Annotated in this window: 1 pseudogene; it reads left to right on the forward strand. The window is 32.9% G+C overall.

From position 1 onward, the window contains the following. Positions 1-165: pseudogene (locus tag JG676_RS09050) on the forward strand (hypothetical protein); the annotation flags it as partial. Between the last annotated feature and the right edge of the window lie 285 nt (positions 166-450).

Raw genomic sequence — 450 nt, forward strand, 5'->3', positions numbered from 1 at the left:
GTAAAATATGCCCCTAAAAAGGTTAATTATCAATCCCTAATGCGTGATAACACTTTTGATATTGTTTATATTGATGAAAAACATGTTTGGGAAAGCGTAGCAGATATTATATTGCAAGGAAAACATTTTGATAAAACAGGAAAAACCAAATTTAAACTTATATAAAACATAATTTTAAGCTAAATTAAGTTATAATTTCCTGCCTAAACGGTACGCGAATTTTTAGTGATCCAACACATTTTTAATTACTGTGAGTGTGCGGTTTACCGTGTCTGTGGCATCGTTTGAATTTCGAAAGAAGTGAGAAGTTGCAGCCTTTAAAAATCGCCTAACGGTTTTCTTTTGACTTTTTGGGGTCAACTACAATAGCGGCTGTTTGGGTTTTATTAAAGGAGAATATCAATGAAAATAATGATTCTAGGTAGTGGTGCCAGAGAATACTCTATCGCT

Origin of the sequence: Campylobacter sp. 2018MI34, assembly GCF_016598975.1 — a bacterium.
GTDB lineage: Bacteria > Campylobacterota > Campylobacteria > Campylobacterales > Campylobacteraceae > Campylobacter_D.